The sequence below is a fragment of the Nocardioides sp. YR527 genome (assembly GCF_900101045.1).
In the GTDB taxonomy this organism is placed as follows: Bacteria; Actinomycetota; Actinomycetes; order Propionibacteriales; family Nocardioidaceae; genus Nocardioides.
This window is the reverse complement of the sequence record NZ_FNFN01000004.1, coordinates 184,695-210,375: the sequence shown is the minus strand read 5'-3', so window position 1 is coordinate 210,375 and position 25,681 is coordinate 184,695. Positions and strand designations below refer to the sequence as shown.

Annotated in this window: 24 protein-coding genes and 1 tRNA gene; 11 read left to right on the top strand and 14 right to left on the bottom strand. The window is 71.0% G+C overall.

Translation table 11 applies throughout. From position 1 onward, the window contains the following. The first annotated feature begins 14 nt into the window (after positions 1-14). A complete protein-coding gene (locus BLT25_RS13645; protein ID WP_091046734.1) occupies positions 15-911 on the top strand; it encodes a LysR family transcriptional regulator in 897 nt (298 codons plus the stop codon). Beyond that, entirely contained in the window at positions 911-1,444 is a 534-nt protein-coding gene (locus BLT25_RS13640) for a cupin domain-containing protein (protein ID WP_091046731.1), read from the top strand. Before BLT25_RS13645 ends, BLT25_RS13640 begins: the two co-directional genes overlap by 1 nt. A gap of 10 nt (positions 1,445-1,454) precedes the next feature. Here BLT25_RS13640 and BLT25_RS13635 read toward each other — a convergent pair whose 3' ends face one another. Genes BLT25_RS13635 through BLT25_RS13620 form a run of 4 tightly spaced genes read right to left on the bottom strand, consistent with a single transcriptional unit; the run spans position 1,455 to position 7,162 of the window. After that, the gene (locus BLT25_RS13635; protein WP_091046729.1) at positions 1,455-3,095 is read right to left on the bottom strand and encodes an L-lactate permease; all 1,641 of its coding nucleotides are present in this window, start codon (positions 3,093-3,095) and stop codon (positions 1,455-1,457) included. A 43-nt stretch (positions 3,096-3,138) separates the two neighbouring features. Further along, positions 3,139-4,467 (bottom strand): glycolate oxidase subunit GlcF, encoded by a 1,329-nt coding sequence (glcF, locus tag BLT25_RS13630; RefSeq protein ID WP_091046727.1) that lies wholly within the window; start codon positions 4,465-4,467, stop codon positions 3,139-3,141. Positions 4,468-4,472: 5 nt separating this feature from the next. Further along, a complete protein-coding gene (locus BLT25_RS13625; protein ID WP_256328590.1) occupies positions 4,473-5,645 on the bottom strand; it encodes an FAD-binding oxidoreductase in 1,173 nt (390 codons plus the stop codon). Positions 5,646-5,701: 56 nt separating this feature from the next. Continuing rightward, positions 5,702-7,162: an FAD-linked oxidase C-terminal domain-containing protein gene (locus tag BLT25_RS13620; protein ID WP_256328589.1), complete on the bottom strand. Its 1,461-nt coding sequence runs from the start codon at positions 7,160-7,162 to the stop codon at positions 5,702-5,704. Positions 7,163-7,394: 232 nt separating this feature from the next. On the opposite strand from BLT25_RS13620, the gene BLT25_RS13615 reads away from it, so the two are divergent. Together BLT25_RS13615 and BLT25_RS13610 are read left to right on the top strand one after the other, a co-directional pair. Beyond that, positions 7,395-8,990 carry an ABC transporter transmembrane domain-containing protein gene (locus BLT25_RS13615; RefSeq protein ID WP_091046720.1) on the top strand — a complete coding sequence of 532 codons (1,596 nt, stop codon included), beginning with the start codon at positions 7,395-7,397 and terminating at the stop codon, positions 8,988-8,990. Continuing rightward, the gene (locus BLT25_RS13610; protein ID WP_091046717.1) at positions 8,987-10,747 is read left to right on the top strand and encodes an ABC transporter ATP-binding protein; all 1,761 of its coding nucleotides are present in this window, start codon (positions 8,987-8,989) and stop codon (positions 10,745-10,747) included. The genes BLT25_RS13615 and BLT25_RS13610 overlap by 4 nt, the downstream gene beginning before the upstream one ends. A 122-nt stretch (positions 10,748-10,869) precedes the next feature. Here BLT25_RS13610 and BLT25_RS13605 read toward each other — a convergent pair whose 3' ends face one another. After that, a complete protein-coding gene (locus BLT25_RS13605; RefSeq protein WP_143033743.1) occupies positions 10,870-11,418 on the bottom strand; it encodes a hypothetical protein in 549 nt (182 codons plus the stop codon). A gap of 225 nt (positions 11,419-11,643) precedes the next feature. Here BLT25_RS13605 and BLT25_RS30710 point away from each other — a divergent pair, with 225 nt between their 5' ends. After that, positions 11,644-12,174 carry a substrate-binding domain-containing protein gene (locus BLT25_RS30710; protein ID WP_091046712.1) on the top strand — a complete coding sequence of 177 codons (531 nt, stop codon included), beginning with the start codon at positions 11,644-11,646 and terminating at the stop codon, positions 12,172-12,174. Here BLT25_RS30710 and BLT25_RS13595 read toward each other — a convergent pair. The 6 genes from BLT25_RS13595 to BLT25_RS13570 all read right to left on the bottom strand — a co-directional run bounded on the left by BLT25_RS13595 (position 12,102) and on the right by BLT25_RS13570 (position 16,588). After that, complete coding sequence (locus BLT25_RS13595; RefSeq protein ID WP_218131332.1) at positions 12,102-12,920, bottom strand: SDR family oxidoreductase; 819 nt, start codon at positions 12,918-12,920, stop codon at positions 12,102-12,104. The two genes, BLT25_RS30710 and BLT25_RS13595, sit on opposite strands and share 73 nt — an antisense overlap. After that, positions 12,907-14,115, bottom strand: a complete 1,209-nt coding sequence (locus BLT25_RS13590) for an NAD(P)/FAD-dependent oxidoreductase (RefSeq protein ID WP_218131331.1) — start codon at positions 14,113-14,115, stop codon at positions 12,907-12,909. Before BLT25_RS13590 ends, BLT25_RS13595 begins: the two co-directional genes overlap by 14 nt. Further along, positions 14,112-14,315, bottom strand: coding sequence for a ferredoxin (locus BLT25_RS13585; protein ID WP_091046710.1), 204 nt, complete (start codon positions 14,313-14,315; stop codon positions 14,112-14,114). The genes BLT25_RS13590 and BLT25_RS13585 overlap by 4 nt, the downstream gene beginning before the upstream one ends. Before the next feature lie 14 nt (positions 14,316-14,329). After that, on the bottom strand, positions 14,330-15,559 hold the full coding sequence (locus BLT25_RS13580; protein ID WP_091046708.1) for a cytochrome P450: 1,230 nt from the start codon (positions 15,557-15,559) through the stop codon (positions 14,330-14,332). Between the two features lie 104 nt (positions 15,560-15,663). Then, on the bottom strand, positions 15,664-16,347 hold the full coding sequence (locus BLT25_RS13575) for a response regulator transcription factor (protein ID WP_091046705.1): 684 nt from the start codon (positions 16,345-16,347) through the stop codon (positions 15,664-15,666). Positions 16,348-16,513: 166 nt separating this feature from the next. Next, positions 16,514-16,588: transfer RNA gene (locus BLT25_RS13570), tRNA-Val, on the bottom strand. 110 nt (positions 16,589-16,698) lie between these two features. Between BLT25_RS13570 and BLT25_RS13565 the strand changes: the two genes are divergently transcribed. Then, a complete protein-coding gene (locus BLT25_RS13565) occupies positions 16,699-17,496 on the top strand; it encodes an alpha/beta fold hydrolase (protein WP_176883866.1) in 798 nt (265 codons plus the stop codon). Here BLT25_RS13565 and BLT25_RS13560 read toward each other — a convergent pair. Next, the gene (locus BLT25_RS13560) at positions 17,493-17,846 is read right to left on the bottom strand and encodes a nuclear transport factor 2 family protein (RefSeq protein WP_091046700.1); all 354 of its coding nucleotides are present in this window, start codon (positions 17,844-17,846) and stop codon (positions 17,493-17,495) included. The genes BLT25_RS13565 and BLT25_RS13560 overlap by 4 nt on opposite strands. A 100-nt stretch (positions 17,847-17,946) precedes the next feature. Between BLT25_RS13560 and BLT25_RS13555 the strand changes: the two genes are divergently transcribed. Further along, entirely contained in the window at positions 17,947-18,816 is an 870-nt protein-coding gene (locus BLT25_RS13555) for a LysR family transcriptional regulator (protein WP_091046698.1), read from the top strand. On the opposite strand, the gene BLT25_RS13550 is transcribed toward BLT25_RS13555, so the two are convergent. After that, positions 18,798-19,463 carry a DUF3159 domain-containing protein gene (locus BLT25_RS13550; protein ID WP_091046696.1) on the bottom strand — a complete coding sequence of 222 codons (666 nt, stop codon included), beginning with the start codon at positions 19,461-19,463 and terminating at the stop codon, positions 18,798-18,800. The genes BLT25_RS13555 and BLT25_RS13550 overlap by 19 nt on opposite strands. 157 nt (positions 19,464-19,620) lie before the next feature. On the opposite strand from BLT25_RS13550, the gene BLT25_RS13545 reads away from it, so the two are divergent. Together BLT25_RS13545 and BLT25_RS13540 are read left to right on the top strand one after the other, a co-directional pair. Then, positions 19,621-21,342, top strand: a complete 1,722-nt coding sequence (locus BLT25_RS13545) for a PHP domain-containing protein (RefSeq protein WP_091046693.1) — start codon at positions 19,621-19,623, stop codon at positions 21,340-21,342. Continuing rightward, the gene (locus BLT25_RS13540; RefSeq protein WP_091046690.1) at positions 21,339-21,881 is read left to right on the top strand and encodes a hypothetical protein; all 543 of its coding nucleotides are present in this window, start codon (positions 21,339-21,341) and stop codon (positions 21,879-21,881) included. Before BLT25_RS13545 ends, BLT25_RS13540 begins: the two co-directional genes overlap by 4 nt. A gap of 3 nt (positions 21,882-21,884) precedes the next feature. On the opposite strand, the gene BLT25_RS13535 is transcribed toward BLT25_RS13540, so the two are convergent. Continuing rightward, a complete protein-coding gene (locus BLT25_RS13535; RefSeq protein WP_091046688.1) occupies positions 21,885-22,514 on the bottom strand; it encodes a trimeric intracellular cation channel family protein in 630 nt (209 codons plus the stop codon). Here BLT25_RS13535 and sepH point away from each other — a divergent pair. Both sepH and BLT25_RS13520 read left to right on the top strand, forming a co-directional pair. After that, positions 22,417-23,739 carry a septation protein SepH gene (gene sepH, locus BLT25_RS29490; protein WP_143033742.1) on the top strand — a complete coding sequence of 441 codons (1,323 nt, stop codon included), beginning with the start codon at positions 22,417-22,419 and terminating at the stop codon, positions 23,737-23,739. The two genes, BLT25_RS13535 and sepH, sit on opposite strands and share 98 nt — an antisense overlap. Positions 23,740-23,897: 158 nt before the next feature. Continuing rightward, complete coding sequence (locus BLT25_RS13520; protein ID WP_091046684.1) at positions 23,898-25,580, top strand: alkaline phosphatase D family protein; 1,683 nt, start codon at positions 23,898-23,900, stop codon at positions 25,578-25,580. Positions 25,581-25,681 lie beyond the last annotated feature (101 nt).

Genomic DNA, 25,681 nt, shown 5'->3' with positions numbered 1-25,681 from the left:
TTAGTCTGATCGACATGAGTCAGAATCTGGATATCGCCCCGCTGCGCAGCCTCGTCGCTGTCGCAGACTTCGGCGGATTCCAGCGCGCCGCCACCGCCCTGCACCTGACCCAGAGCGCCGTCAGCCAGCACGTACGCCGCCTGGAGTCCGTGATCGGCCGCCCACTGGTCGAGCGACACGGCCGCGGCTCACGGTTCACCGCCGACGGCGAGCTGCTGCTCACCCAGGCACGCCGGATCATCACCCTGCACGACGAGACCGTCGCGGGATTCCTGCCCGATGGCGTCAGCGGCCCGACGACCATCAGCATCGGGTCGACCGAGCATGCCGCCGCCCAGCTGCTCCCCAGCCTGTCCAACGCTCTGACGCAGTCGGTGCCGAAGCGGGACTTCCGGTTCCGGATCGACCGGGGCAACAAGCTGCGCGACGGCCTCGCCTCCGGGAGCGTCGACCTGGCCCTCCTTCTCCAGCAGGCCGACGACTCCAAGGCCCTCTACGTGGGCGACCTGACCCTCGCCTGGTTCGCCTCCCCCCTCTGGCGGCGCCCCACACCCTCCGAGCCGGTCCCCGTCGTCGCGTTCGACGAACCGTGCGCGCTCCGGAGCCGAGCGCTCGACACCCTCGCCGAGCACTCGATCCCGGCAGCCATCGGCGCCGAGGCCTTCCAGCTGGCAGGCGTTCAGGCGGCGGTCGGCGCGGGCCTCGGGGTGGCGCTCATGGCTACGCTCGGAGAGGTTCCCGACGGCCTGGCACCGGTAACGGACCTGCCACCGCCGGACCCGCTCCCCCTCTACGTCTGCGCCCGCCCGGGCCTGCCCAAGGAGACGGCGACGCAGGTCGCCTCCGTCCTACGGCCACTGCTCACCACACCCAGAAACGACACCGTCCTCACACTCGCAAAGGGAGCCTGATGCCCGCGATTCACATCCCCGCCGGATCCTCGGACGGCGAGCACATCCGGACCCCCAGCGGCGTCCTGGTCCCCGCCGAGATCGACCCGTTCCACCGGCACCTCCACCACATCGCCCCCGCCGGTCTGGTCGACCAGACCGGGCAGACCTCGGGGATGAGACGCCTCGAGGCGGTCAGCGGCAACACCGTCGGCGCGAAGAACCTGTGGATGGGCCAGACCCACGTCCCGGCCTCGACCGCCTCGGCCAACCACCACCACGGCGCCTCCGAGACCGCGATCTACATCGTCTCCGGAAACCCGGTCTTCGTCTTCCTCGACGTCGAGGGCGAGGAGCCCGTCGAGACCCGCGTGGAGACCAACCCCGGCGACTACATCTTCGTCCCCCCGTGGGTCCCCCACCGTGAGGAGAACCCCGACCCGGACTCCGAGGCCGTCGTCGTGATCGCCCGGACCACCCAGGAGGCGATCGTCGTCAATCTCGACGGGCTCGACTGGTCCGAGGTACGCCTCACCGAGGACGCGCAGCCCTAGAACCCCGTCCTCAGGGGACCATCCAGCCGAGCACCGGGGTGGACTGCAGGGCGACCAGGACGCACATGAAGGCCAGCATGGCGATGCTCCAGCCGAAGACCTTGCGGAAGATCTCGCCCTCCTTGCCGGCCATGCCCACCGCCGCCGCGGCGATGGCGAGGTTCTGCGGGCTGACCATCTTGCCGAGCACGCCGCCGGACGAGTTCGAGGCGGCCATCAGGACCTGGTCGAGCCCGGCCTCCTTGGCGGTGGTCACCTGGAGGAGGCCGAAGAGAGCGTTGGAGGAGGTGTCGGAGCCGGTCACCGCCACGCCGAGCCAGCCGAGGATCGGCGAGAGGATGGCGAACGCGCTGCCGGCGCCGGCCAGCCAGGCGCCGATCGAGCCGGTCTGCCCGGAGAAGTTCATGACGTACGCCAGGCCGAGGACCGCCATCACGGTGACGATGGCGGTGGCGAGCTGCCGATAGGTGTCCCGGTAGATCGCCGCGACCGCACCGAGCCGGATCCTCAGGCAGATCGCGGTGATGATGCCCGAGAGCAGCAGCATCGTGCCGGCGGCCGGGAACCAGTCGAACTTGATGCCGCCCTGGGCGCCGGCGACATCGCCGAGCCCCGGGAAGACCACCGTCGGGGTGTAGTCCGTCCCGGAGAGGGTGAACGGCCGGTGGGCCAGCGCGTCCTTGACCGCGGGGATGCTGACGATCACGAAGATCACGATGATGATCGCGTACGGCAGGAAGGCCTTGAAGATCTCGCTGCTGCTGTCCCGCACCTCATGCGCCTCGGCGCCCGGTCCCGAGCCGGCGCCGACCAGCGACTCGGCACGGATCTTCTCGCTCGGCTGCCACACCCGCAGCAGGCCCACGATCACCACGGCCGAGAAGAGCGAGGCGACGATGTCGGCCAGCGGGACGGAGATGTAGTTCGAGGCCACGAACTGCGCGATGCCGAAGCTGACGCCGCAGAGCAGCGCCGGGATCCAGGTCTGCCGGAGACCACGCTTGCCGTCGACCACGAAGACCAGGATGAGCGGCACCACGACCGCCAGGATCGGGGTCTGGCGACCCACCATCGCACCCAGCGTGTCGACGTCGAAGCCGGTCTGGGTCGAGAGCGCGTTGATCGGAGAGGCCATCGCGCCGTACGCCACCGGGGCGGTGTTGGCGATCAGCGCGACCGCGGCCGCCTTGACCGGCTTGAAGCCCATCGCCATCAGCATCACGACGGTGATCGCGACGGGCGTACCGAACCCGGCCAGCGCCTCCAGCAGCGCTCCGAAGGAGAAGGCGATGATCAGGGCCTGGATCCGCTGGTCGTCGCTGACCTTGCTGAACGCCCGGCGCAGCACGTCGAAGTGGCCGGTGTGCACGGTCAGGTTGTAGACGAAGACCGCGTTGATGACGATCCACATGATCGGGAAGAAGCCCGAGAACAGGGCACCTTGGGCGCTGGACAGGATCGCGTCGTCGACCGGCATCTCGAAGAGGGCGACGGCGACGACCAGGGCGACGCCCAGGGAGATGAGGCCGGCCAGCCAGGCCCTCATCTTGAGGCCGCCGAGAAGGACGAACATGGTGATCAGCGGTAGGGCGCCGCACAGGGCGCTCAGGACGAGCGAACCGCCGACCTGGTCGGGTACTGGCTCAAACATGGCGACTCCGAGAGTGTGGGGGATTGTTGAGCTGTCGGGTGGATCAGATGGTGCGGTGGCGCAGCCCCTCGGGTGAGGAGCCGCTGATCGAGGCGTCGAGCACCTCGACGAGATGGGCCATGCCGAGCTGGTGCCCCTGTGCGGTGATCGCGGAGGCGACCTGGAGCAGACAGCCCGGGTTGGCGGTGACGAGCACGTCGGCGCCGGTGGCGACGATGTTGCGCGCCTTGCGCTCGCCCAGCTCGCGGGCGGGCTCTGGGTTGAGGATGTTGTAGATGCCGGCCGAGCCGCAGCAGATCTCGCCCTCGGCGATCTCGCGCAGCTCGATGCCGGGGACGGCCTTCAGCAGGGCCCGCGGCTGGGTGCGTACGCCTTGTGCGTGGGCCAGGTGGCAGGCGTCGTGGTAGGCGACGGTGAGGTCGAGCGGGTGGCGCTCGGCGACCGGGCCGAGCTCGTCGAGGATCTCGGCGATGTCGCGGACCTTGCCCTCGAACTCCTCGGCCTTCGCGGCGTAGAGCGGGTCGTCGGCGAGCAGCCGAGCGTAGTCCTTGAGCGTCGAGCCGCAGCCGGCGGCGTTGATGACGACGTGCTCGACACCGGCGTGCTCGAACGCGTCGATGATCCGGCGAGCGTAGGTCTGGGCCTCCTTCTCGCGGCCGTTGTGCACCGAGAGCGCGCCGCAGCAGCCCTGGCCGGGCGGGATGACCACGTCACAGCCCTCGGCGGCGAGCACCCGGGCGGTGGCGGCGTTGACGCCCGGGAAGAACGCCCCCTGGACGCAGCCGGTGAGCATGCCGACCACCGCACGCCGCTCCCCCGCCGCGGGCACGAGCTCGGGCAGCGGGGCCGCCTCGGTGATGGTCGGGGTGAGCCGCTCCATCGCGGCCAGGTGCGGCGCCATCCTCTCGAGCAGGCCGGTCTGCCGCAGGCGCCGGTCCAGGCCGGTGCGCTGAAGCAGCCTGAGCGGACCGCGCATCGCCCGGAGGCGTTTGGGGTGCGGGAAGATCGCGAAGATCAGGCTCCGCAGCGCCTTCTCCCGGGGCGTACGCGGATGGTTGCGCTCGACCTGGGCGCGGGTCTGCTCGATGAGGGTGTCGTAGCGGACGCCGGAGGGGCACGCGGTCACGCACGACATGCAGCCCAGGCAGTTGTCCCAGTGCTGCACCATCGAGTCCGACATCGGCTCGCCCTCCAGGCCCTCCTTCATCAGGTAGAGCCGCCCGCGCGGGGAGTCCATCTCCTCACCCCACAGCAGGTAGGTCGGGCAGGTCGGCAGGCAGAAGCCGCAGTGCACGCAGTCGTCGAGCAGCTGCTGGTCGGGTGGGTGCTGCTCGTCGAAGGCACCCAACTGCCGGATGTCGATGTCTGCCATGTCGGCTAGATCCCTCCTACGAAGCGGCCCGGGCTGAGCCGGTGGTCGGGGTCGAACTCGTCCTTCACCCGGCGCATGAGATCCACGGCCGGGACCGGTCCCCACAGGTCCAGCTGCTGCTTGACCGCGCCGGGAGCGTCGAGGACGACGGCGCTGCCGCCGTGTCGTCCGGCCGTCTCGCGGAGCCTCGCGAGCGTCGCCCGGATCTCGGTGATGTCGCGATCGGCCGGGACGGCGACGTACGCGACTCCGACGCCGGCCGAGCCGCGCAGCCCGTGCTCGCCGGCGGCCTCGACGACGTCGGCCAGGCCGGAGAGCCGGAAGGTCACCTTGATCCCGAGGTGCTCGTCGGCGGTGTCCTCCCATGGATATCGACCCCAGCCGGCGGGTGCCCGCTCGTCGACCTCGGAGCCCGGGAGCAGGTCGGTCAGGACGGCCGTACGTCCCGCCACGCCCTCCGGGCGTCCCTCGACCAGGACATCGACCCGCACCCCGCCGGCGGTGACGTCCACCTCGAGGCCTGAGGGCACCGTCTGGGAGTGCAGGACCGCCTGGGTGAGCTCGGCGGCGTGCGCGGCATCGCGCGCGTCAAGACTGACCCAGCGAGAGGTCTGCGGGACCGGGTGGAGCCGGAACGTCGCCTCGGTGACCACCGCGAGGGTGCCCATCGAGCCGACCAGGAGCTTGCCGACGTCGTAGCCGGCGACGTTCTTGACGACCTTGCCGCCGGCCTTGGCGACCACCCCGTCGGCGCGCACCATCGTCACGCCGATGAGCAGGTCGCGCATGGTGCCGGCGAGCATCCGCAACGGGCCGCTGGTGTTGGTGGCCAGGGTGCCGCCGACGGTCGCGCCGGAGATCGTCTCGTCGAGCGCGAGGCGCTGGCCGGCGGCGGCGACGTGGTCCTTCAGCCGGGCCAGGGGCGTCCCCGCCCCCACGGTGGCGATCAGGTCACCGGAGGCGTGCTCGCTGACCTGGTCGAGTGCGGCGAGGTCGAGCAGGATGTCGGCGGAGGTGGGCGGGTTTCCCCAGCCCAGCTTGGTGCCCGCTCCGGTCGGGACGACCGACTCCCCCGCGGCCGCCGCCGCGCGCATGACCTCGGCGACCTCGGCGGTGCTCGTCGGGCGCTCGATGCGGCCGGGGCGTACGCCGGAGATGGACTGTGTTGGTCTCGACACGCTCGCTTCGCGAGGGTCTGAACGGAGTGGCCCTCGACCAGCGAAGGAATCGCTCATCAGAAGACCTCCGCCACGCCGGCCTGCTGCAACGGGTGCGCTCCCTGCCGCCGCCCCGGTCGCTCGCCGCACAGCCGCGGGGTCGGGAAGATCTTGCCCGGGTTCGAGATCCGGTCCGGGTCGAAGGCGCAGCGGACCAGCTGCATCGTGTCGAGGTCGTCGGGGGCGTACATCTTCGGCATGTGGGCGGCCTTGTCGGCGCCGACCCCGTGCTCGCCGGTGATCGAGCCGCCGTGGCGCAGGCAGAGGTCGAGGATCCCGCGGCTGACCTCCTCGGCGGCCTCCCCCGCCCCGGGGACGGCGTCGTCGAAGAGCACCAGCGGATGCAGGTTGCCGTCGCCGGCGTGGAAGACATTGGCGACGCGTACGCCGGAGCGATCGGAGAGCTCCGCGATCGCGCGCAGCACCTCGGGCAGGGCGGTGCGCGGGATGACTCCGTCCTGGACGATGTAGTCAGGGCTGATCCGGCCGACGGCGGCGAAGGCGGACTTGCGGCCCTTCCAGATGAGGACCCGCTCCTCGGGGGTCTTGGCGGTGCGGATCTCGAAGGCGCCGGTCTCCTCGCAGAACCGGACCACGTCGGCGTACTCCGCGTCGACCTCGGTGGCCGGGCCGTCCAGCTCGATGACCAGCACCGCGCCCGCGCCCGCCGGGTAGTCGCAGTGCACCGCGGCCTCGGCCGCCTCGATCGCGAGCGCGTCCATCATCTCGATCGCCGCCGGTACGATGCCGGCCGCGATGATCGCGGACACGGCGGCACCGGCGCGGTCGGTGGAGTCGAAGCCCACCAGCAGGGTGACCACCTTCTCCGGCAGCCGGACCAGCCGCACCGTCACCTCGGTGACGATCCCGAGGGTGCCCTCGGAGCCGACGACGGCGCCGAGCAGGTCGTAGCCGGGGCTGTCGGGCGCGTCCCCGCCGAGGCGTACGCGGTCGCCGGCGGCGGTGACGAACTCGGCGGCGAGCACGTGGTTGGTCGTGAAGCCGTACTTGAGGCAGTGGGCGCCACCGGAGTTCTCCGCGACGTTGCCGCCGATCGAGCAGACCTGCTGGCTGGAGGGGTCCGGCGCGTAGTAGTAGCCCTCCGGCGTCGCCGCGCGGGTCACGTCGAGGTTGATGACCCCGGGCTCAACGACGGCACGCTGGTCCGCCCGCCGGACCTCCTTGATCGCCCGCAGCCGCGAGGTGACCACCAGCACGCCCTCGGCATGGGGCAGGCTGCCGCCGGAGAGCCCCGTGCCGGAGCCTCGCGCGACGTACGGGATCCGCTGCTCGGCGCAGCACCGCACGATCTCGGCCAGCTGCTCGGCGGTCTCCGGGATCACGACCAGCGCCGGCGTCACCCGGTAGTGGGCCAGCCCGTCGCACTCGTACGTCCGCAGCCGGGCGCGGTCGGTGATCACGCCCTCGTCGGGGAGGAGCGCCCGCGCCCGCCGGATCAGAGTCTCCAGTGGTGCCACACCGGCCCCCGTATTCCGTATCGTGGAAGCGATCTTCTACCCCCTGGAACTTTAGAGGACAGGGTCGCGAAGGGCAATGGATTCGTGTGACTCAGGTCACCGAAATTCCGCGCGCGTCGCTCGCGTTCGAGGCGGGCCGTGCCACCCGGCGCTCGGCCTGATCGCCGCCGAGGCACGCGCACTACTTAGGTGAGGCTAACCTGGACCCGCGTCCTCCCCCAGAAAGGCCCCGATGGTCACGTCCGTCCCCGTCCCCGGCAGTACGAAACGGGAGCCACTGCGCCGCGAGATCCTCCGGCGGCAGCGGCCCCGGGTCGTCGGCTCGGCCCTGTGTCTCGTCGGGCACCAGTCGTGCGAGGCCCTCGTGCCGGTCGCCATCGGTCTGGCCATCGACGCGGCCGTGGTCAGCGGGAGCGTGCCGCTGCTGACGCTCAGCCTGGCCGGCATCGCCCTGCTCTTCACGGTCCTCACGATGTGCTACCGCTGGTTCGCGCGGCTCGCGCAGGGGGCGGTGATCGACGAGAGCCACGCGCTGCGCGCCGAGCTCGCCAGGAAGGTCCTGACTCCTGGCGCGAGCCGGCGCAAGCACGGGGAGCTGCTGGTGATCGCCTCCTCCGACGCCGACCAGTCGGCGGACAGCATCATCTGGGTCTCCGGGCTCGTCGGCGCGAGCGCAGCGCTCGCCGTCAGCTGCGGCGTACTGCTGAGCATCGACCTGCGGCTCGGCGCCATCCTGATCGCCACCGCGGTCGTGGTCACCCTCGCGCTCAACGCGCTCTCGCCGCTGATCTCGCGTCGGGTCGGAGACCAGCAGGAGAGCCTGGCCGGTGCCTCCGCGCTGGCGACCGACCTGATGGCAGGACTGCGGGTCCTGCACGGCCTCGGAGCCCAGGACAACGCGACCGCCCGCTACCGGACGGTCAGCCACGCGGCCGAGGTCGCGGGGATCCGCGCCGGCATGGCGAAGTCGCTGCAGCAGGGTGCGAGCGTGCTCGCCGGGACGATCGTCCTCGCCGTCTCCGTCGGCGTCGCCGGCCTGCTCGCGCTCGACGGGGCGATCACGGTCGGCGCGTTCGTGGCCGCCGTCGGCGCCGCCCAGTTCATCGCCGAGCCGTTGACGGCGATCGGTCTCTACCTGCAGGTGGGCGCCTCGGCCAAGGCGAGCGCGGGCCGGATGGGCGCGGTGCTGGCCGAGTCACCGGCACCCGCGGTCGAGCAGCCCTCGGAGGACAGCCGGATCGACCTCAAGCCCGGTGAGTTCGTCGGGATCGTCGCCGAGCCGGGCGACCTGGACCGGGTCGCGGCGGCGCTGCGTTCCCCCGACGGGGCCCGGATGCACGTCGAGCCGCACCGGGCCGACCTCTTCGCGGGATCCATCGCGGAGAACCTCGCCCTCGGCCGCGCGGACACCGACCCCAGCGACCCCAGCGACGCCGTCGACGCTGCCGGGGCCCGCGAGTTCATCGACGCCCAGCCCGCGGGTCTCGACGAACGTCTCCGCGACCGCGGGCTGACCCTCTCGGGCGGCCAGCGTCAGCGGCTCGCGCTCGCTCGGGCCCTGCACACCGACCCCGAGGTGCTCGTGCTGGTCGAGCCGACGACCGCGGTCGACTCGATGACCGAGAACCTGATCGCCGACGGGATCCGAGAGCTGCGCCACGGCGAAGCTCGGCCGGAGCGCACGACCGTGGTGGTCACCAGCAGCCCGGTGCTGCTGGCGAGGACCGACCGCGTGATCATCCTCCGCGCCGACGACGACCCGATCGACGGCACCCACCACGAACTGCTCGCGAGCCACGACAGCTACCGCACGAGGATCCTCGGATGACCGCCACCGAACCGCAGCACGTACGCCTGCCCCTGGCCACCGCGGGCGAGGTACGCCAGGCCCTGCGGCACTACGTCCGATCCCATCGGGTGCTCACCGCCACGACGATCGTGCTGGCCGCGGCCGCCGCGCTCTCCGGCCTGGTCGCCCCGTGGGCGATCGGGCTCATGGTCGACGCGGTCCTGAGCGGCGGCGAACGGAGCGAGATCATCACTCTCGCGGCCTGGGTCGCCGGGGCCGGCGCGCTCAGCGCCGTGCTCACCGCGGTCAGTGCCGCGCTCGTCGCCCGAGTCGGTCAGCGGGTCCTCGCCCGGATGCGCGAGGACGTCGTGTCCACCGCACTACGGCTGCCACCCGGACAGCTCGAGGAGGCCGGGCGCGGCGACCTCGCCAGCCGTGTCGGCGACGACGTCGGCGTCGTCAGCGAGGTCATCGCGAGCCTGCTGGCGCCGTGGGTCGGCGCGGCCCTGACGGTCGTCCTGACGATCGCCGGTCTCGGTGCGCTCAACCCGTGGCTGGCGCTGGCCGGCCTGGCCTCGATCCCGGTCTACGTACTGTCCCTGCGCTGGTACCTCCCCCGCGCCGCCCCGCGCTACAGCGCCGAGCGCGCCGCCTTCGGCGACCGCGCCGAGGCGCTCGTATCGTCCCTGGACGGCCGCCAGACCGTACACGCCTACGGCGCCGAGGACGCCCACGTCGCCACGATCACCGCCGCCTCCGACCGCGCGCGGAAGCTGTCGCGCGACGTACTCTGGTTCGCCACCGGCTGGGGCAAGTGGATGAACATCGCCGAGGCCGTCGGGCTCGGCGCGATCATCGCCACCGGCTTCGTGCTGGTCTCGACCGAGGCGGCGACCGTGGGTGCGGTGACCGCCGCCGCGCTCTACTTCCACCGGCTCTTCAACCCGCTCGGCCTGATCATCTTCAGCTTCGACGAGATGCAGTCCGCCGCCGCCAGCCTGCAGCGGATGATCGGCGTCATCGAGGCCGGCCGGTCCCTGGAAGCCGTCCCTCCGGTCGCCGAGAAGCCGTCCGGCACGATCGAGGGCCGCCGGATCACCCATCGCTACGGCGACCACGAGGTCCTCCACGAGGTCTCCATCGAGGTCGCCCCCGGCGAGCAGATCGCGCTCGTCGGCCCCAGCGGCGCCGGAAAGTCGACGCTCGCCACGATCCTCGCGGGCCTGACCGACCCCGACGAGGGCGCCGTCTCCGTCGGCGGAAGCCCGATCGAGCGGTACGCCCGCACGCACCCCCGCCCGGTCGTGCTCGTCTCGCAGGAGGTGCACGTCTTCGCCGGGCCGCTCGTCGACGACGTACGCCTCGGCCGCGCCGACGCCACCGACGAGGACGTCTCGAAGGCGTTGACGTTGGTCGGCGCGGACGGGTGGGTCGCGGCGCTGCCCGAGGGCATCCACACCCCCGTCGGCGAGCTCGGCCACGCGCTCACCGCCGAGCAGGTCGCGCACGTGGCGCTCGCCCGCGCCGCCCTCGCCGATCCCGCCGTACTCCTTCTCGACGAAGCCACCGCCGAGTCCGGCAGCCGCGGCGCCTCCCGCCTCGAGTCCGCCGCAGCCGCCGTCCTCGCCGGCCGCACAGGACTCGTCATCGCCCACCGCCTCCAGCAGGCGCAGCACGCCGACCGTGTGCTGGTCATGGCCGACGGAGCGATCACCGAGACCGGCACGCACGAGGAGCTGCTGGAGGCCGACGGCGTCTACGCCCAGATGTGGAGCGCCTACGACTCCGGCCGCTGAGGCATCCGCCGAGATAGTCCCAGACGTTCCAGCCCCTCTACCGAGCGGTAATGGGCCGGACCGTCTGGGACTACTCGATCCCTATCCCTGCAGCGAAGCCATGTGCCGACGGATCCCCGCCGTCACTGCTTCTTCACTCGCAGCGTCGCGAACACGTCGTTCGCCAGCTTCGCGCACTTCTTCTCTGAAAAGAACTCGCCCCGGCACTCGACGACCGTGTTGATGCCGGCGGCCTCGTTGCCGCCCTTTCGCATGACAACCCCGACGTACTCCCATCGCCAGGTGTCGATCTTGCCTCGCTCGTCTTTCCACGACGACTCCTGGCCCGAAGCGATGACGTCGTAGACCACACCGTCCTTGGTGATCGACGGCTTCTGAGCCACCGGGCCTCCACCCTCCCGGATGTCCAAGGCGATCTTGACGACCTCGCGACGCATGTAGTCGACGTCGAGGTCATTGCCCTCGGCGTGCGGGTCGTAGCTGTGGATCTCCAGACTGACCGTCGCCTTGCTCTTGCGGCGGTCGGGATCGCTGTCGTCGTAGACGAGGGCGGCGCTCTTGGAGATCCTTTCGTCCAAGGCTCCTGCCGGCATCACCGCCATGTCCTCGCCCTCCGGCACCGCCGTCCACCCCTTCCCCGGCAGTCTGACGGCGGCGGACTTGTAGGACAACGTGGACAGCGCCGGCCATACGTCGGGCGTGGGCGACCCCGACGGTCCCCGAGAACAGGGCACCGACCAGGAGAGGCATCCCTCCTCCGACGGACTACTCGACGGGCTGCTCGTTGGCCCGCCCTTGCCGGCCGCGGCCTCCTCGCCCCCTTGGCATGCCGTCGCGAACAAGGAGAGCGTGACAATCGTCGCCGCTACTCGCCATGACTTGAACTTGGCCACCCGATTGACCCCTTCACAAGCGCTCATGTATGTAAAGCCGATTCAATCCGCGGTCGAACTGATGGTCAAGCACAGACCTGCACCTGCCCGCCCTCGAGGTCCTCGGCGACGACCGTCCTTCGACTCGGCATCGACCTCGACGAGGCGACGGCAGCACTCGACGACCTCGGCTCCACCGGATTCGCAGTCGCCTCCTACAACAACGACGTCGCCACCGCGCTGCTGTCTGCGGCGACCCTGCGGACCTGGCGGGTGCCCGAGGACCTGGCACTCATCGGCATGGACCACACACCACTCGGCCAGGTCACGGTGCCGCCCCTGATCACGATCTCCTACGACCGTGCAGCGACCGCGCGATCCTCGACCGCGCACGTGCTCGCCGATCTCGGGCTCCGCGACCCCGAGAACACCCCGCGCCGCCGGAGTTCACGATCGTGCAGGGCGGCACCACCTGACCTGACCTATCCCGCCATGTGCCAGCGGATCCAGGCGGCTTGGCCGCCGTCGATGAGCAGGTCGGTGCCGGTGACGTAGCGCGACCCGGCGCCGGCGAGATAGGCGACCGCCTCGGCGAGCTCGCCGGTGGAGCCCATCCGGCCGATGCCGCAGGCGTCCAGCATGCCGAGCATGTGGCCGCCGGATCTCGAGGCAGCCTCGGCGCGGGCCATCGCGGTGGAGATGACGCCGGGGCTGACGGTGTTGATCCGCGCTCCCCGCCTGTTCCAGGCCAGAGCAGCGGCCTGGACGCGGAGCTGGTTGGCCCGCTTGGCCAGGATGTAGGCCTGGGTGGGGTCGGCGAGCGCGCGGACGAACGGAAGGGTGGCGAGCTCCTCGGTGGGCGCGGTCGCCAGCTGCCGTTCCTCCTCCGCGCTCAGCTGCGCGTAGTGGCCGGCCATGCTCGCCACGCACACCAGCGACGTGCCTGGGGTGGCGACCGGCTCGAAGGCGTCGATCACGTGGGCGGTGCCGACCAGGTCGACGGCGACCATCTGGTCGACCCCGGCAGTGGCCGCGGACACGCCGGCCGTGTGCACCACGGCGGCGATCCGTCCCCGCTCCTCGGCAGCTCGGGCGAGCTCGTCCAGCGCCGCTCGGTCGGAGACGTCGGTGACTCTGCCGTCAACGGCGTACCCCTGGTCCCGCAGGCCTGCGACCACGCGGTCGAGGGCCTCCTGGGAGTAGTCGGCGAGGAGTACGTCGCGACCGCTGCCGATGCGGCGTACGACCGCCTCTCCCATCCCGCCCGCTCCGGTGACGACCAGCACCTCATCGTGTGCCACTGCTGACTCCCTCCTCGACGACGTCCGTCAACGCCTGCTCCCAGGTCGCCGCGTCGGCCACCTTCTTGCGCCACTCGCGCAGCGTGCGCGGCGTCGTTCCGATCCCGAGCACACCGACGAGCCGATCGCCGGTACGGTAGGCCGCGACGAAGCGACGCTCGTCGAGATTCCCGTCGACGATCCTGACCTCGTCGTGGCCACGCAGATAGCCGTAGGCCTGGATCCTCATGTCGTACTGGTCGGACCAGAAGTACGGCACGGGTGCGAACGGGCGGCGCCGGTCGGGGTCGAGGATGGCGCGGGCCACGGCCAGGCCCTGCTCGGCGGCATGGGTACGGTGCTCGATGCGCATCGAGGTGCCGAACAGGTCGTTGTGCCAGCGGGCGACGTCGCCGACACCGTAGACGCCGGGCGCGGCCTCGCAGTAGCGGTCGCAGACCAGGCCGTCGTCGACCGGGAGGCCACCGGCCGCGAGCCAGCCGGCGTTCGGGACCGACCCGATCGCGACCAGGACCTCGTCGGCCTCGACCTCGGTCCCGTCGGCCAGCGTCAGGCCGCCATCGTGCACGGCGCTCACCCCGGTGCCCGTACGCAGATCCACCCCGTGATCGATGTGGGCACGTGTCAACATCGCGCCGATCTCGGTGCCGACCGCATGGGCCAGCGGCACCGGGGCGGGCTCGATCATGGTGACCTCGCACCCCAGCCTCCGCGCGACCGCGGCCACCTCGGCACCGAGGAACCCGGCGCCGACGACGGCCAGGCGCGTCCCGGGACGCAGCCGGTCCCGCAGCGCGACGGCGTCCTCGAGGGTGCGGAGCACATGTCCCTGACCGCCCGGCAGCCGCCGGGCCCTCACCCCGGTCGCCGCGACCAGGGCGTCGAACCCGATCTCCTCGCCGGAGTCCAGCACCACCACCCGACGCCCCAGATCGACGCCGGTGGCCGTGGCGCCGAGCCGGAGGTCGAGCGAGAGCGCCTCGATGTCGGCCGATGGCCGCAGCGGAAGCCGGTCGAGGTCCCACTCCCCCGCCAGGAGCTCCTTGGAGAGCGGCGGCCGGTCATAGGGAAGGTGCGGCTCGTCACCGACGAGCGTGATCGTCCCGTCGAACCCACCGCGACGCAGCGCCTCGCCGGTCGCCAGCCCGCCGGCGGAGGCACCGACGATCACCACCTGCCGCAACGACGACGTCACGAGCGGACCACCCGCAGCGCAGCGGCCGGACACACGGCTGCCGCCTCCTCCACCTCGTCGAGCAGGTCCTCGGACGGCGTCTCGTCCAGCACGATCGCGACCCCGTCCTCGTCGCGCTGGTCGAAGACGTCCGGCGCGACCATCACGCACTGACCGGCCGCGACACACTTCGGCTCGTCGAACTCGATGCGATACGTCATCACAGCCTCCCCGTTCACCAGGTCACCGGAAGCGAGCGCAGCCCGTAGGCGACGCCCTCGAACGCGAACTCCACCTCCGCGGCCGGCACCGCGAGCGCCAGATCGGGTACCCGGGTCACCAGCGCCCGGAAGGCCTCCTGGAGCTCGACCCTGGCCAGGGTCTGGCCGAGGCACTGATGGGCGCCGTACCCGAAGGCGTGATGGGTCCGCGCATTGCCGCGGGCCAGGTCCAACCGCTCGGGCACCGCGAACCGGGCGGCGTCCCAGTTCGCCGCGGCGACGTCGAGGACGACCCCGTCCCCGGCCTTGATCACGGTGCCACCGACCTCGATGTCCTCGCTCGCGATCCGGCGTACGCCGGTGTGCACGATCGTCAGATAGCGCAGCAGCTCCTCGACGGCGACCGCCACCTTCTTCGGCTCGTCGGCGACCGAGCGCAGGTAGTCGAGCTGGTCGGGGTTCTGCAGCAGTGCGAGGGCGCCGAGCCCGATCATGCTCGCGGAGGTCTCGTGGCCGGCGATGAGGATCGCGGTCGACATCGTCAGCGCCTCGTGCGGCGACATCTCCCCCGCCTTGACCAGCGCAGCGAGCTCCGACATCACATCGTCGGCAGGCTCGGCCAACTTGGCCTGCATCGCGGCCCCGATGTGGCCGCCCAGGACCGCACCGGCGGCCGCGGACTCGTCCGGGGTCGCGTCGTGGCTGACCAGCGTGTGGCTGGCGTGCTGGAAGTCCTCGCGGTTGTCGTAGGAGACGCCGAGCATGTCGGTGATGACGATGGTCGGCACCGGCAGCGCGAAGGCCTGCACCAGATCCACGGGGCGCGGCCCGGCGAGCATCTCGTCGAGCAGCTCACCGACGAGCGACTGGATCCGCGGCCGGAGCGCCTCGATCCGCTTGACCGTGAACGGCAGGTTCACCATCCGGCGCAGCCGGGTGTGCTCGGGGGCGTCGGTGTTCGTGATCAGCGGTGGGGTGTGCTTGGCCGACTCGCTCCGCCCGCGCGTCATGTGGGGATAGCCCTCGCGTGTTTCGTCGATCGAGAGACGCGGGTCGGTCAGCAGCGCGTGCTGGTCGGCGTACTTCGAAACCAGCCACGGCGTGGACCCGTCCCAGATGCGGACCTTGCCGAGCGGAGCGTCCTCACGCGTTGTCGAGAGTACGTTCTCGGGCTGGGCGAACGGACAGCTCAGGTCGCGCGGCGAGGGATAGAGCGGATAGTCGTCGAGGATCGTGTCGGTCACGAACGGCCTCCTGTGATCGGGTGTCCCCCATCACAGCAGCCGGTTCTGACACCACCCGGACACGAACCTGACGGCAACCTGACAGTTGCCCCTGCCGCCGGAGATCACCCTCTGACCAGCGAGTATCCGAACCCGCGCTGCGTACGGATCAGGGCCGGATCCTCTCGGTCGACCTTGCTCCGCAACCGGGAGACGAGCCGCTCGATGGCGTTGTCGTCGCGCGAGTTGCCCCACACCCGGGCCGCGATCTGCTCCTTGGAGAGCACCAGACCGGGGTTACGGGCGAACTCACGCAGCAGGCGGTACTCGGCGGGGCTCAGGCCGAGCTCGCGATCCCCTCGCCAAGCCCGGTAGGAGCTGTCATCGATCCGCAGCTCACCACGCTCGAGCACCGACCGGCGCGCGGCCGCGACCCCGTCGCGCACCAGGAGATGGACCCGGGCGAGGAGGTCGGAGACCCGGAACGGTCTCAGCAGATAGTCCTCGCCACTGAAGCCGACTTCGTCGAGGAGGCCCGTGAACCTCTCCTCGGTGGCCAGGAACAGGATCGCCGCCTCCCGCTCGGCGGACTTGAGCCGCGGGATGTGCACGAGCCCGGGCGTGGAGATGTCGACCACCAGCAGGTCGATCGCCTCGGCCCGCATCCGGGCGACGGCCGCCTGGCCGGACGGCTCGTGCGAGGCGTCGTACCCGGCCAGAGTGAGCGTGCTCAGCAGCAGGTCGACGAGCTCTTCGTCGGCCGCGACGACAAGAACCCGTCCTTCCCCGCGCGCCAACTCTGCTGCCATGCCCGTCCTCCCGAGAACCGTCGCCCGAGTGTAGCCAGCCAGACAGGGCGAAGGCGCCCAGGAGAGCAGTCGGAAGCCTGGCCCAGCGGACACGTGGTTGGCGCAGGAGGAACTAGACAACTATCGCCTCTGACCTGTTATTCCAGGTCAGAGGCGATATCTGAGGTGGTGCGTGATACTGGGTTCGAACCAGTGACCCCTTCGGTGTGAACGAAGTGCGCTACCACTGCGCCAATCACGCGTTGCGGGTGAAACATTAGCGCATGCGCTTGCCGGACCCACATTCGGGACATGCCGGGACGTAGGCTCGCGGCCACCGGGCGACACCCGGATGCGACCGAAGGAGCGAGGATGCTCGCGTACGAACGGACCGGCAGCGGGGAGCCACTGCTCCTGATCCACGGCATCGCACACCGCAGGCAGGCGTGGGCACCGGTGGTGGAGCGGCTGGCCGGGGAGTTCGAGGTGATCACGGTCGATCTGCCGGGGCATGGTGAGTCGCCGGCGTTCGAGCTGGCGGGGCGTACGGTGCGGGAGGCGGTGACCCACGAGCTGAACGCGCTCCGAGAGGAGCTCGGGATCGAGCGGCCGCACGTCGTGGGCAACAGCCTCGGCGGGCTGCTCGCGCTGGAGATGGCCGACGCGGGGCACGCGCGGTCGGTGACGGCCCTCTCCCCCGCCGGCTTCTGGGTGAACGATCTCGACTACCTCTACGTCCGGGGTCTGTTCGCCGGGATCCAGGCGGTCGCGCGGCCGCTGGCGCCGGTGGCGGGGACGGTGCTGCGGTCGAAGGTGGCGCGTACGGTCGCGATGGGCTGCTTCTTCGCCCACCCGGACCGGATCGACCCGGCGACGGCAGCCGCCGACACGGCCAACATGGTCGCCTCGCGGGAGGGGATCAAGACGTTCTTCACCAGCGCCTACCGCTACCCGGGGGCGACGCGGCGCGACGTACCTACCACCGTCGCCTGGGCCTCCCGCGACCTCACCCTCCTCCCCTACCAGGCCATCGTGGCCGAGCGGCGGCTACCGCACGCGACCCACCGGTGGCTGGCGGGCTGCGGCCACGTACCGATGAACGATGACCCCGACCTGGTGGCCGGGGTCATCCGCGAGACGGCAGGGGCTCAGCAGGCCCGCCAGGACTAACCGCGCGCGGCGAGGATGCCGCGCGGGTCGAAGGCGACCCGGATCTCGGTGATCAACCCGTCCTCGACGCGCATCCAGTTGGCGGTCGGGGCGGGCTCGGCGACGGTGGTGTGCAGGTCGAACCAGGTGATCACGCTCGGCCCGTCGGCGAGCCGCTCCTTCACCTCGATCTTGTCGAGCACCTGCGCCATTCCCTCCAGGCCGGCGACGCAGCCATCGGCGCCCTCGATCGTGGCGAGCGGGCCGGCGAAGCTCACATCCTCGTCCAGCAGGGTGCGCAGGTGGGCGAAGTCGCGCTCCTGCCAAGCAGTGAAGTACGCCTCGGCGAGCTCGGCTGCGGTTGCGGTCATCGGGATCTCCTCAGGTCTGTCGGGCTTTCACCGTCCAGCCTGACTCCGATCGACTGAACACTCAAACAGATAGTTCTGCTGGTTGCTAGCATCAGAGATTATGGAGATCGGACAGCTCCGCTATTTCGTCGCCGTCGTCGACCACGGCTCGTTCACCGCCGCCGCGCAGCGGCTCCACGTCAGCCAGTCGGGCATCAGCGCCCAGATGGCCAAGCTCGAGCGCGAGCTCGGCCACGACATGCTCGTCCGGGGTCCCCGCAGCGTTCGGCTCACGCACGCCGGCGAGACGCTTCTTCCCCGTGCACGCGACGCGCTCCGAGCGATCGAGGGAGTGCGCCAGAGCGCGGACGAGCTCAGCGACCTGATCCGCGGTCACGTACGCCTCGGGATGATCGCCGGCTGCACCATCCCCGGCTTCCTCGACGCCGTCGCAGCCTTCCACCGGGAGCATCCCGGCGTCACCGTCGAGCTGGTCGAGGACACCTCCGACCGTCTCCAGCAACGTACGCTGGCCGGCGAGCTCGACCTGGCGCTGATCTCTCACGCGGGTCCGGTCCTCGACGGCCTGGCCACCGAGTCCGTCAGCGACGAGCGGCTCGCGGTGATCGCGCCAGCCGATCACCGGCTCACCGGCACCCGGCCGCGGCTCGCCGACCTCCAGGAGGAGACGGTGCTGTGCATCCCGCCGGGGACCGGCGTACGGACGGCTCTGGAGCAGTCGTGCGCCCGGGCGGGAGTTGCACCGAAGGTCGACCTCTCCGGATCCAACCCGGAGACCCTGCTCGGGCTCACCGCCCGTGGGCTGGGGGTCTGCGTGCTGGCCGAGTCGATGGCGGCCGGGACCGACCTGGTCGCGACGCCGATCGTGGATGCCGACGTGCGCGCTGGGCTGGCGCTGGTGATCCGGGATGGCGACCAGCAGCGCGCCACGCGCCGGCTCCACGACCTGCTTCAGGCCGCGCTGACCTGAGGGCTGACCTGAGGATGCCGCAGCCCGGGATGATCCTCGGGCAGCGAGCGCCGCAGGACGACCCAGCTCACCAGCAGGCACAGCGCGACCAGCGGCCAGCTGAGCGCGACCCGCGCGATCGCCAGTGCGAGCACGTCGCCGGACCACCACAGCGGACCGAAGATCGCCACCCGGATGACGTACTGGCAGACCCAGACCCAGCTCGCCAGCGAGTAGCCGCGCAGCAGCGCCGGGTCGCGTCGCCAGGCGCCGCGCTGGCGCAGGATGAGGCCGACCACGACCCCCAGCAGCGGCCGGCGGAAGGCGATGCTGACGACCCAGACCAGGGCGCTGGCCGCGTTGGCGGCGAGCTGGACCACGAAGAAGTCCTCCGCCCGGCCCGTACGCAGCGCGATCATCGCCGCGACCGCGACCCCGGCCACGCCCAGCAGCACGGCGCGCGGCTTGCGGCCCTTGCGCCACTGCCAGAGCGCGACGATCGCGGCCAGCCCGAGCGCCACCACGGTCGCGACCCACAGCTCTCCGCTGACCAGCCAGCCGGCCACGAACGCGACGGGCGGGACGGTGGCGTCGATCGCACCTCGCGCGCCTCCGAGGAGGTCGGCGAGGGTCTCGGCGTCGTCGTTGCGGCGGTCCGTGGTGGTCACGTGAGTAAGGCTAGCCTTACTTCGGTTACGACGTCAGCCCGCCTCCGTTCACCTGTCGGGCGACCTCGTGACGTACCCCGGCCACCCGGTGCCGATTGGCTCGGAGCGCCGCTGCTCGGGCACGCGGAGACGCCTTATCTCACGCGGAGGTTTCAACGTGTCACACGAGCACCACCCCCACTCGCACGCTCATCCCCACACTCACTCCCATGAGGTCGACGAGATCACCCTCGCCGCCTCCTCGGACGCGTCCGACAGCGACCTGCGTCCCGCCGAGGTCACCCGGCGCAACCTGCTCCGCGCCGCCGGCATCGCCGGCGCCGTGACCGCCGGGATGGCCGGCATGACCGGCGTGACCCCGGCGATGGCCGAGACCGCCACCACGGCCACCGCGAAGAGCGGCAACCGGGCCACGATCCGGCACTGGCTCGCCGGCGACCACCACATCCACACCCAGCACAGCTCGGACGCGATGTACCGGGTCATCGACCAGGCGCAGCACGGCGCCGCGTACGGCCTGGACTGGCTGGTCATCACCGACCACGGCGGCGCGACCCACGCCAAGCTCGGCGTGGACCTGGTCAACCCCGACATCGTGGCCGCGCGCAAGGTCCTCCGCGACACCCTGATCTTCCAGGGTCTGGAATGGAACATCCCGGCCGCCGAGCACGGCACCGTCTTCGTCGCCCCCGGCGCCAACGAGGTCGCGGTGCTCAAGCAGTTCGAGAACGACTACGACGGCTCGGTCAAGGGGGCCAGCGGGAACTCCCCGGAGAACGAGGCGCTCGCGGTCGCCGGCATCCAGTGGCTCGGCAAGCAGGTCGACAAGCGCCGCGTCGCGGACGCGCTCTTCCTGGCCAACCACCCCGCGCGCAACGGCATCGACAGCCCCCATGAGGTACGCGCCTGGCGCGACGCCGACCCGCGGATCGCGATCGGCTGGGAGGGCGCTCCCGGACACCAGGCGGCGGGGCTGCCCGCCGGCTACGGACCCGGCAGCGCCCGCGGCTACTACGGCAACTCCGCCGGTCCGAACTCCTTCCCCGGCTATCCCGCCGAGTCCTACCGCTCCTGGGGCGGCTTCGACTGGTTCACCTCGACCGTCGGCGGCCTGTGGGACTCGCTCCTCGCCGAGGGCAAGCCGTGGTCGATCAGCGCCAACTCCGACTCCCACGTCAACTGGGGCACCACCTCGCGACGCCCGGACGGATCGGACTCGGCCTACTTCAACGCCAACGGCCGCTACAGCGACCCGGTCTACGCCGGCTCCCTCAACACCACCGCCGGCGACTTCTGGCCGGGCTACTACAGCCGCACCCACGTCGGCGCCTCCGAGCGCAGCTACGGCGCGGTCATGAAGGGCCTGCGCAACGGTCGCGTCTGGGTGGACCACGGAGCCCTGGTGAAGTCGGTCGACGTACGCGTCGTCTCCTCCGACGGCGGCTCGGAGAGCCTCGGCGGCACCCTGAAGGCGAAGAAGGGCAGCCGGATCTCGCTGGTCGTCACCATCGCCGCCCAGGACGTCCCGAACTGGTCGCAGTTCCTCCCGAGCCTCAACCGGGTCGACGTGATCCGGGGCGCGGTCGACCCGACGTACGTCTCCGACCGCGACACCTGGAAGGCGCCCGACACGAAGGTGATCGAGCAGACCGACACCTCGGGCCGCACCGGCACCTTCCAGCTGCGCTACGACCTCGGTCGCGTCGAGGAGGCGTTCTACGTGCGTGTCCGCGGCACCGACGCCAACCGGTCCCAGCCCGGCTACCTCGGCGCGGGCATCGACCCGGCCGGTCCGGCCATCGACGTCGTCGGCGACGCCGACCCGTGGGTCGACCTGTGGTTCTACACCAACCCGGTCTGGGTCGTCCCGACTCGATGACCACCGCACGCCTGGCCGTCGATGCCGACGCCCGGGACCTCGCCGCCGCCGAGCACCTCGTCCACCGACTGGACGAGGTGCTCGGCGCGGGCCAGCCCGAGGATGCGTACGTCATCAGCACCCACGTCGTCCGCGAGCCGACCGCCCGCTTCGTCGCCGTGCTGGACTGGCCCGGCGGCCCGGCGGTCGAGGAGCTGACCGCACTCCTCGCCGACCGGCTCTCCCACGCGTACGTCTCCCACGACTCGCCCGCGATCGAGGAGGCCGCCGACCGCACGGCCGGGCGGCTGGCCCGTTATCCGGGACGCACCAGGATCGAGACCGTGACCACGGTGGCGGCGGTCGAGGCGGACAGCGTCGTCGACGACGTCGAGGGCCTGGCCGGGATCGAGCTCGAGCCGGGCGACACCCTCGATCTCACCGGGTTCGCGCGGCCGGTGTGGCGCGCAGGGCGCTGCGTACTCCTGGTCCAGCGCTCCGCCACCGGTCTGGTGCCGTTCGAGGTGCGCAACCAGATCCGGTGCTGCTCGGACCACTGAGGTTCAGACCGACGCGGAACCCCGCGGTAGCGGCGCCTCCCAGTGCTGCCACATCGCCAGCAGTCGCCAGCCGGCACAGACGGCGAAGGCGGCAGCCATCACCAGCGGCTGCGGCAGCGTGAGGAACAGACCGAACGCCACGATCGCCGCACCTGCGAAGGCGGGGATGGCGTAGAAGACGCTGCGGCGCAGGATGATCGGCACCTGGCCTGCGAGCACGTCGCGGATCACGCCGCCGCCCACGCCGGTAGCCAGCCCCATGACCGCGGCCGCCAGCGGGGAGAGTCCGAAGTCGAGGGCCTTGACCGCCCCGGCGATGACGAACAGGCCGAGGCCGAGGGCGTCGAAGACGTTGATCATCGGCCCGAGCCGGCCGAGCGCGGGATGGAAGTAGAAGGCCAGCAGACCGGCCGCCATCGGCACCACGAGATAGCGCCAGTCGGAGAGCGCGGCGACCGGCGTCGCACCGATGGCCATGTCACGCAGGAAGCCGCCGCCGAGACCGGTGACGCAGGCGAGGACGATCACGCCGAAGATGTCGAGCTCCTTGCGGACCGCCATCAGTCCGCCGGAGATCGCGAAGACGAAGCACCCGACCAGGTCGAGCACGAGGAGTGTCAGCGTCTGTTCCACGGCCAAATGGTCGCCTCGTTCGTCCCGAAAACCCCAAATGCCACGGCCACGCCGCACGGCCACCCAATACGATGCAGGTCTGTGGCGTAGGGTCGTCACAACCGTATCTAGAATTGAGAAGAGGATGTCAGCCGAAGGATTGCCCCTGACTCCGGGCCAGCTCGAAGAGCAGGCACCGGATGAGGCTGGTCCCGTCCTTCTGCGGCTCATCTCGGTCAGTGACGATGGTTTACGCATGCTTCTCGTCGATGACGAGGACCGTGAATACACCGCCGACATCGACGACCGTCTCCGTGCAGCACTCGAGGCTGTGTCGACCCGCCGATCGGAGCAAACCGTGAACAAGACCCCGAGCAGCAGCCTGCGGCCCCGTGACATTCAGACCCGTATCCGTTCGGGCGAGAGTGCCGAGGAGGTCGCCGCTGTCGCCGGCACCACGGTCGAGAAGATCTTGGCCTTCGCCGGTCCCGTCCTCGCCGAGCGCGAGCACATGGCACAGCGCGCCCAGCAGGCTTCCGTGCGCCGTCGGCCCGGTGAGGCCGCCAGCACCGCCCGCACCCTGGGCGAGGCGGTCAGCGCCCATTTCCAGACGATGTACGTCGACCCCGAGTCGGTCAACTGGGACTCCTACCGGCGTCCCGACGGGCGCTGGAAGCTCACCGGCGAGTACGAGACCCCCGAGCGCTCCGGCATCGCCGAGCTGACCTACGACGCCCCCGGCAACTTCGTCGAGATCGACAACGACGACGCCCGCTGGCTGACCGGCGAGAAGCTCGAGGCCCCGGTGCCCGAGCCCGAGCCGATCACCGACGACATGCTCGCCGCCCGGCGTCGTCGCGCACAGAGCTCGACCCCGTCGACCCCGGCTGCGCAGGCTCCGGCAGCGCCGGCCCCGCCCGTCGAGGCGCCGGCTCCGGTCACTCCTCCCCCGGCTCCCAAGCCGGTCAAGGAGGCCAAGGCTGCCACGACGGCTCACGTCGATGTCGACACCCCGCTCGAGGCGTTCCTGGGCGACGAGTCCCCGACCGGCAAGCAGGCACCGGTCCCGGCAGAGCCCGAGCCCGAGCCAGCGGTCGTCGAGCCCGCGGCCGCCGAGGCACCTGCCGAGCCCGAGCAGCCCGACGAGGCTCAGCCGAAGCCGGCCAAGAAGTCGTCCGCGCGCCGCAAGCGCGCCTCGGTCCCGAGCTGGGACGAGATCATGTTCGGCGGCGGCAAGTCGGAGTGAACCAACTGGTGTGAACCCGTTCACGGACCGGCCATCGGCCGGTCCGTGATACGTCGGCGACCCGACCCGACAGAGTCGGTAGCGGGTCAGGCGCAGTTCACGCGCCCCCGATGAAGTGAGTGGTGGCAAGCACTTCCACCCTTCTCGGAGGCCCCCCGATGCTCCTGCCCGACTCGCTGAGCCGACGCTCCCTCCTCTCCAGCACAGCCACGACCGGCTTCGCCGCATCCGCAGCCATGCTGCTCGGCACCGGCTCGATCCCCGCCGACGCGGTTTCCGTCAAGGGCGCCACGTCGCTCTCCGGATACCCGTTCACCATGGGCGTCGCCTCCGGCGACCCGCTCCCCAACTCCGTCGTCCTCTGGACCCGTCTCGCCCCCGAACCGCTGGCCGCCGACGGTCTGGGCGGCATGCCGCAGGAGCCGGTCAAGGTCCGCTGGCAGATCGCGGAGGACCCCGGCTTCCGCAAGGTCGTGAAGTCCGGAACCGTCACCGCGACCCCGAACTTCGGCCACTCCGTCCACCCCGAGGTCTGGGGCCTGCGTCCCGGCCGCGACTACTGGTACCGCTTCCTGGCCGCCGGCGAGGTCAGCCAGACCGGCCACACCCGGACCGCCCCGGCGTACGGCTCCTCGCTCTCGCAGATGAGCTTCGCCTTCGCCTCCTGCGCGCTCTACAGCCACGGCTTCTACACCGCCTACCGGCATCTGGCCGACGAGGACGTCGACGTCGTCTTCCACCTGGGCGACTACCTGTACGAGTCCGGCGTCACTCCCGAGAACAACTGGCGCAACACCACGGTCTCCCCCGCCGTCGCCGGGGAGACGCTCGACCTGGCGCGCTATCGCCTGCAGTACGGCCTCTACAAGTCCGACCCGGACCTGATGGCCGCCCACCAGTCCCACGCGTTCGTGGTCGCACCCGACGACCACGAGGTCGAGAACAACTGGGCCGACGAGACCCCCGAGGAGCGGAGCCAGTCCCAGGGCGAGCTGTGGATGCCGCGACGTACGGCCGCCTTCCAGGCCTACTACGAGCACCTGCCGTTCCGGGCGAGCGCGCTGCCGGAGGGGCCGGACATGCAGATCTACCGGCACCTGCGCTACGGCGACCTGGTCGACGCACATGTGCTCGACACCCGGCAGTACCGCGACGACCAGGCCTACGGCGACGGGTCCGACCCCGCCTCCCCGGAGCTGACGCCGGACATCTACGACCCGTCGCGCTCGATGATGGGCTTCGACCAGGAGAGGTGGCTCCAGCGCAACTGGCGCCGGTCGACCGCCCGCTGGCAGGTGCTCGCCAACCAGGCGCCGATGGCCGAGACCGACCTCGACGAGACCGAGAAGAAGACCCTCTACATGGACCCGTGGGACGGCTACGTCGCCAACCGCAACCGGCTCCTCGAGGGCGCCCGGACCAGCGGGATCGAGAACCTCGTCGTCATCACCGGCGACCGGCACCACAACTACGCCAGCAACCTGCTGGCCGACTACGACGACCCCGAGTCGGCCGTCGTCGGTAGCGAGTTCGTCGGCACCTCCGTGGCCAGCGGCGGCGACGGCGCCGACATGACCACCGGCGGCGAATCCCTGCTCCGCGCCAACGACCACCTGAAGTTCTTCAACAGCCAGCGCGGCTACGTCCGGGTCACGGTCACCCCCGAGGAGCTCTCCAGCGACTTCCGGGTCGTGCCGTACGTCCAGCGTCCAGGCGCCCCGATCTCCACCCGCGCGACCTATGTCGTCGAGAACGGCCGCCCCGGCGTCCAGCTCGACACCCAGAGCACGCCCGTCGGAACGAGGTACGCCGACGTGCCGATGCCCTCGCTCAACCGCTGACCCCCGTCGGTCGAGCCGCCGGAGCCGCTAGGCGAAGGCGTGTCGAGACCAACACGGTCCCAATCCCATCGAGCGCCGACGGGACCGTGTTGGTCTCGACA